Here is a 5,842-nt window from a genome sequence, read left to right as displayed (position 1 = left end):
GACCGCCTGCAATAAACCCGGAGATTCCTGTAATTAAAATATTCATAGAGGCTTTTTCACGAATCCCCTTCGATGGCCTGAAAGGCCATCTCTGGGCCGCGCTCCGCGCGAAGCGGGCCGAGCCCGCAGAGCGGGAGACATTTGACGCGGCCTCGGGCCGCTTGGCGAAGCCGCTGAGACGGGGCCTTTCAGGCCTCGGCAAACCATTCGTGAAAAAGCCTCCATAGACAAAAAAACAGCCCGCTCGCGCGGGCTGCTCTCGTTCTTTGAGTTTAGAGTCCCCGGTAGGTCAGACCAACTGTATCCATTCGCTGTGCCTGCCCCGTGGAGAAGCGGTACATGTAGGCATCATCGGTGTAGTCCATATAGTTTTCCGTTGGATCGTTACCAGGAAACTGAACTCCCGTACAAGAATTACGTACGGCTGTCGGTACTCCATAAAAAGGTCCCGACTCCGCGGGGGTGTCACTCACCACATCGTTAGCGGTGGTACAGCCGCCCTGGAAGGTGTGCCAGAGCCCCATCCAGTGACCTACTTCATGGGTTGCGGTATCACCTAGGTTGTACGGAGCCGCCGTGCCGCCTGGGAAGGTGTCCTTCAGGAGCATGATTCCATCTGCCTTGGGGTACGCTGCATGATCCCAGGGGAACCGTGCGATACCAAGAAGCCCACCGCCGAGGTTAAGCGAGTAGATATTGAGTGTCTCTTCGCCCCCTACTCTGAGCGCAGTCTTCATCGCATTTTCTTCCGTACTAGGTGCTGGATACCCCGGGGTCAGGCCATACCATGCACTATTGTTGGTCCGAGTAACTCCCTTGAGCACAAACTGATAAATTGTCTTGGCGGGTTTGATAGGAGCCTTCCCATTAGTAAGTGTCTCGGTTCCTCCGTAGGACTTGTTCAAGAAAGCAATCTGGTTGTTGATTTGTGTATTTGTCACGTCCCCAACACCACTATCATCTCGGATGATATGAACATAGACAGAGATATTGATAACCCCTGTACGCCCTTTCCCTCCCATCGCCCGTATCTCACCGCCGGTCGTACTCAGGCGCGCCTGGATCGCAGCCATCTCTTTTGCACTTGGATTCTCGGTTCCGCAACGGTTGCCCGATGCGATAAACGATGCCTGGCTCGGATACGCGATCCCACCAATCACAAAAGGCTTCTGGACACGCGGGGCGCCCTTTGCAACGGTCACGGCTCCGAGCACAACGCCGGCAATACCCAGCCCAAGCAGGCCAAACCCAGCGTTTTTATTCATTCTGTTTTTCATTTTTTACTCCTACTAAAGATCCAATAGTCTCTTAGAGAACCACAACATCCACTTCATTGTTGAAGCGCTTTGTTGCGCCGGTTGTCGTTGTGTAGCTGCCACTCACACGCAGCTTCAGATTCGGCAAGAGTTTCTGCCGTCCAAACAGCAGTATCGCCGTTTGTAAGCCATTCGCATCAATCGTGGGCACACTGAGCGGCAGGCGAGTGAGAGTATAGGAAGCGCTGAGAACAGCGGTCTCGATCTTCACATTGCTCGCTGGAGTTCCGCCCTCGTTGAGCACGGTGATCTCACAGCGCCACGGAGACTGGTTACGGTTCAGAACCGTCGCCGCCGAAACCCGAACTTCCACCTCATTAACGGGTAGAGTCTTGAAAGTACCCACTTTCAACTGGTAGACCGCTCCAGAGTCGGAGGACGAAGTCACTACGTAGAGATACTGTGTTGCGGGCGTTAGACCGGTAAAAAGAACATCGGCCAGCGTATCGGGGAAGTCCGTCTGCCAGAAATAGTCTTCGGAACCGTCCTCCGTATAGACTTCAATCGTCGAGTTGGCAGGGAAGTTCGTCAGCCAGTTAAAGCGTACCGTGGCCTGCTTCAGCTCAGAAAGTTGAAATCCCTGGAGGAAGTTCACCAGGGAGTCGGCAGCGCGATCCGTCCTCAAAATGCCCGCGCCGCTCTGGATATCCACACCGGTGGCGTGAATGTCCTGAGCCGTTCCCAGGAGTGTCTGGCGCAGCTCGCTACGGGAGAGAATCGGGCCGAAGACAAAGCTATAGCTATCTGCTGTGAAAGTCTCCCGAATCAGCGACGAGACCTGCGCTGCGATTGCCGCAGCGTGCGCCGCCGCCGCAGACGTGCCACGGAAGGGCTGGAAGCCCGGCACGGAGGTGAAGACATTCTCCGCCGCAACCGCATCCACCCGCAGGGCGTAGGTCACGTAGGAGGAGTTGGCATAGAGCGGCTCAACCCCGGGGAAAATCGTGGAGCCATCCGGATTCAGGAAGACATCACGGTTACCCGTCATACTACTACTATTGGCCGTCAGCGCCGAACCAAAAGCACCGAAGTTAAAGGGAAAGGCCGCCAGCGCACTGGTCGAGCCAATCATGTATGCCTCATCCCCCACCGTTCCATAGGGTGCCAAACTCGCGATCTCTACTTGTTGCTGAAGAATTCCCTGACCACCTTCGAGGCGCAGATGCAATGCACGGGCAGCGGCGCTACTTGCTTTAACAATACGCAAGCTCTCCCCAGAGTTAACACCAACCTCCTCCATCGGGTCTTGGATGCCATCCTGGAAACCCGTACTAGCCGCAACAATCGTATTGCCCGAGGTGGTGATCAGATCGTAGTCATTGGCAGAGGCTCCGGCGGGATCGCTCCAGAACAGGCGCGCATAGCCATTGCCGAAGGCTCGGTTGGTCGTAGTGGAATTAGGGAAAAGATGAATCTGTCCTGTAAAAGTAAGCGTGCCATCCGCAGAGGAGTAGGTAACATTTCCCCCATTGACAAAGTCTCCTTTCCAGACACTTGCGACCGTCTGGGTCTCGGGAATGGCGGCAAACACCTCACTTCCGGCAGCGAGCGCATTAGTCATGGCTTGCTCGATCGGAGAGATCTGGAAGACGCTCGATGCCCCGTAGACGATATCGGTGACGAGATACTTCACGCCCCAGTTCTGCACCATCTCGTCTATGACGGACGCCATCTGATCCTGACTAATGATCCCGCTTCCAAAGTACAGCTCGGCATCGGGGGCGAGGTCGTGGATGATTTCCATCATCGCTGTTCCCTCACCGGAGAGCCCACGCTGATCAAAGACCACGTTAACGGGATTTGGGAGATCAAACGTGGACTGCGACTGCTCCATAAAATCGTTGCTGTCGCTGAGCACCCCAACGGAGATTCCTTGACCGCTGGCTCCGTACTGCTCACGCACAAAGGCGGAGCCGTGGGTGACATCGCCCTCGGTGATATACGTTCCCTTGAGCGTCCGAGGAAGCTGCACAGGCTTGATGCTTCGGATATCGGTGCGTTGAGCGAGTAGCTCCAGCCAGCCCAGGCCCAACCAGGCATGCATATCGCCGGTCTTGGCATAGACCCCGGTGACTGTGCCACCCGCACCCTTCACGGCGCTCAGTAAATTAGGCGTAATAGTGCCACGGATATGGACATGCACACGCCCTGCCATGTCGCGCGGGAGCGTGGCGCGCAGGGTGGGAATGCCAGGAACTGCGGGCAGCCCCTTCTCGATACGCCCCACATAAATCAGTTCGGAGCCCAGCTTTCGTTGCGCCGGAGTACGGCTCATCTTGTCACGCCCCAGTGCGGCAAGCTGCTGCTTAAGCGGTTCCGAGAGCGGTTCTTCAGGAACGCCCGCGCCTGGTTTCGGGAGTTGTACGCTCTGTCCCCAAGCCTGTGGAATGCTTCCCAAAGCAACTAAAGTAAGAGCTAGCATCTTTGGAATGCTGAAACAGTTATTCAATCCTCTTCGCATCATCTACAAATTCCTCCTATAACCCCGCTATTGTACCAAAAAAGGCCGTGTCAAGAGACACGACCTTTTTTATTTCACGAAGACTCACCCTGCTTTTTACGGCAAGCGGGTCCTCACCGAGAAGTTTGCACTTCCTTGCACTGGCCCAGAGTTATCCGGGTTCTGAGTAATAAACAGGGTATTCAGAGTGAACTGAGCCGCGGTTCCCGCAAGTCCGGCGCTTCCTGGATACCGCAACGTCACCGATTTAGATGTCCCCGGCGCAATGGATTTAAGTACAACGGGTGTGGTTGGTAGACCCGTCGCCGAAGTGGCGTTGATCTTGCTATCCATGATACGCACGTTCTCCGCCAGACCGGTCGGATTGCCCAACGCATCCAGTAGCTCGTTTTTCACCGTAACCACCGCGATCAGCTCGTTGCCTGTCCGGCTCAGAGTGAAGGAAAGCTTCAGGTTCGGAAGACTGGTCTGAGCAACGATGTTATCGGTCGAGATGCGATAGATTCCTCGGCCATAGGTCGCCACGGTCAGGAACTTGGTCGCTCGAACATGTGCAATATCAACACAGGGCACACTCGGCAGTTTGAGCGGGATGGTGGCATCCTGCCAGGTAGATCCCTGATTTGTCGTCACAAAGACTCCAATATCAGTCGCGATATACCAAGTGTTCACCGGGTCATCCGAATCGCGGACGATCTTATTAACCGGCACATCCGGCAGGCGGGTGTAGAAGTTAGGATCGGCGGGATTGGTTACCACACCGTTCTGATCCGTGAAGATGATAGACGAGCCCCGGGTGTTCTGGCAGCGATAGACATGCCCACCACCGGCCCCAGAAACCGTCACTAGGATATCTTCCGTACGCGATCCCAGGCCCGGGGGATTTCCCTCGTTCACCGAGATCGAGGTTACAGGACGATCGGGCAGGCTGTTGGCATTGCCGTCCTGATCCAGGCGAGTCCACGTGGCGATAATCGGCAACGGAACCTGTGCTTGATCCAACTGACGTGCATTGTCTGTCATCCAGATCTCACCCGTCGAGGACCCCACATAGATCCGCTGTCCGGGCCCGGCAGGGCTTGAGGTCACCGCGATAGCGGTGATCACGCCGCCCACCGCGTTGTCTCCAACACGTCGCCACCAGCCCTTGACACCCGTCGGCAGGGTTGCCGGATCGGTCGTCGGCTCCGCAGCGCCTGGTGGATCGAAGCGCCAAAGTCGGTTGGTTCCCGTGTAGATTGTCGTCGAGTTGGCCGAGACCGTATCCATAGCAATCTTCGGAGCAAACGCCTTGGTCTCCGCCGCCCAGTTCGTCGCTGGGGTTCCCGTCGTGGTGTCACGGAAGGGATAGGGATAGATGGGGCCATTGGCTCCCGGACGAGACTGATCGGGCGAGATATCTGTCGCAGAAGTCCAGCCGTTGGTGGTGAAGAAGAGCCGCTGCCCCCCGTCCCAGCCGGTTCCGCCACCCAGGTTGTTGTTGCTGCCCGCCATCATCCAGGCGTACTCAACACCACCATTACCCGAGGTCGCGATATTACTGATATAGGGACCAACCGAAAACGGTGCAAACGGGTTTGCATAGTTCGGTACGGTGATGGAGACACCGCGCCAAGTCCCATTAAAGTTGCGAACCAGACCCAGGCCATTGGTTCCGATAATCGCCTGGTCTTTGTTACTCGGATGGAATGCCACTCCGTTGATCTGAGTCACGATCAGGTTACCGTCGCCGGTGGTGCTCGCCGGTCCCGCGTTGAGATTTGTCGTGTAGAGCCAAGAGAAGGTCAGGGCAGGATTGTCCTGATTAAAGGACGAGGCATAGACCCCACCATCGTTTGCGATAAGCGTGTTCTCGGGAGAGAAAGGATCATACTGAATATCACGCTGCCACGGTGCGATCTGTGCAGCATTGGTAAACGCCCCCGCAATATCACGCCAGAGGTTCGCCTGACCCAAGAGTGTAATAGTGATCGCGCGGGCTCCGCCCAGAGAGACCGAGAGACTTCGGTTCCCCCCGTAGACACCATCAATCGCGAGCGTACTGATGACACTGGTCACAGGATCT

At 56.2% G+C, this 5,842-nt stretch carries 3 protein-coding genes and 1 pseudogene; 1 reads left to right on the top strand and 3 read right to left on the bottom strand.

The window, feature by feature from the left end; translation table 11 throughout:
• On the top strand, positions 1-227 hold a 227-nt coding region (locus tag ACH2EH_RS05215), incomplete at its 5' end, for a hypothetical protein (protein WP_395139604.1).
• 45 nt (positions 228-272) lie between these two features.
• Here the strand turns inward: ACH2EH_RS05215 and ACH2EH_RS05210 are convergent.
• From ACH2EH_RS05210 to ACH2EH_RS05200, 3 genes and pseudogenes are all read right to left on the bottom strand, one after another.
• Positions 273-1,277, bottom strand: a complete 1,005-nt coding sequence (locus ACH2EH_RS05210) for a zinc metalloprotease (protein WP_395139602.1) — start codon at positions 1,275-1,277, stop codon at positions 273-275.
• A 31-nt stretch (positions 1,278-1,308) separates the two neighbouring features.
• Entirely contained in the window at positions 1,309-3,738 is a 2,430-nt protein-coding gene (locus ACH2EH_RS05205) for a S8 family serine peptidase (RefSeq protein ID WP_395139600.1), read from the bottom strand.
• A gap of 135 nt (positions 3,739-3,873) precedes the next feature.
• Positions 3,874-5,842, bottom strand: a pseudogene (locus ACH2EH_RS05200) (hypothetical protein); the annotation flags it as partial.

It is taken from the genome of Armatimonas sp., assembly GCF_043760365.1.
In the GTDB taxonomy this organism is placed as follows: domain Bacteria; phylum Armatimonadota; class Armatimonadia; order Armatimonadales; family Armatimonadaceae; genus Armatimonas.
This window is presented reverse-complemented; position numbering and strand designations above follow the sequence as displayed.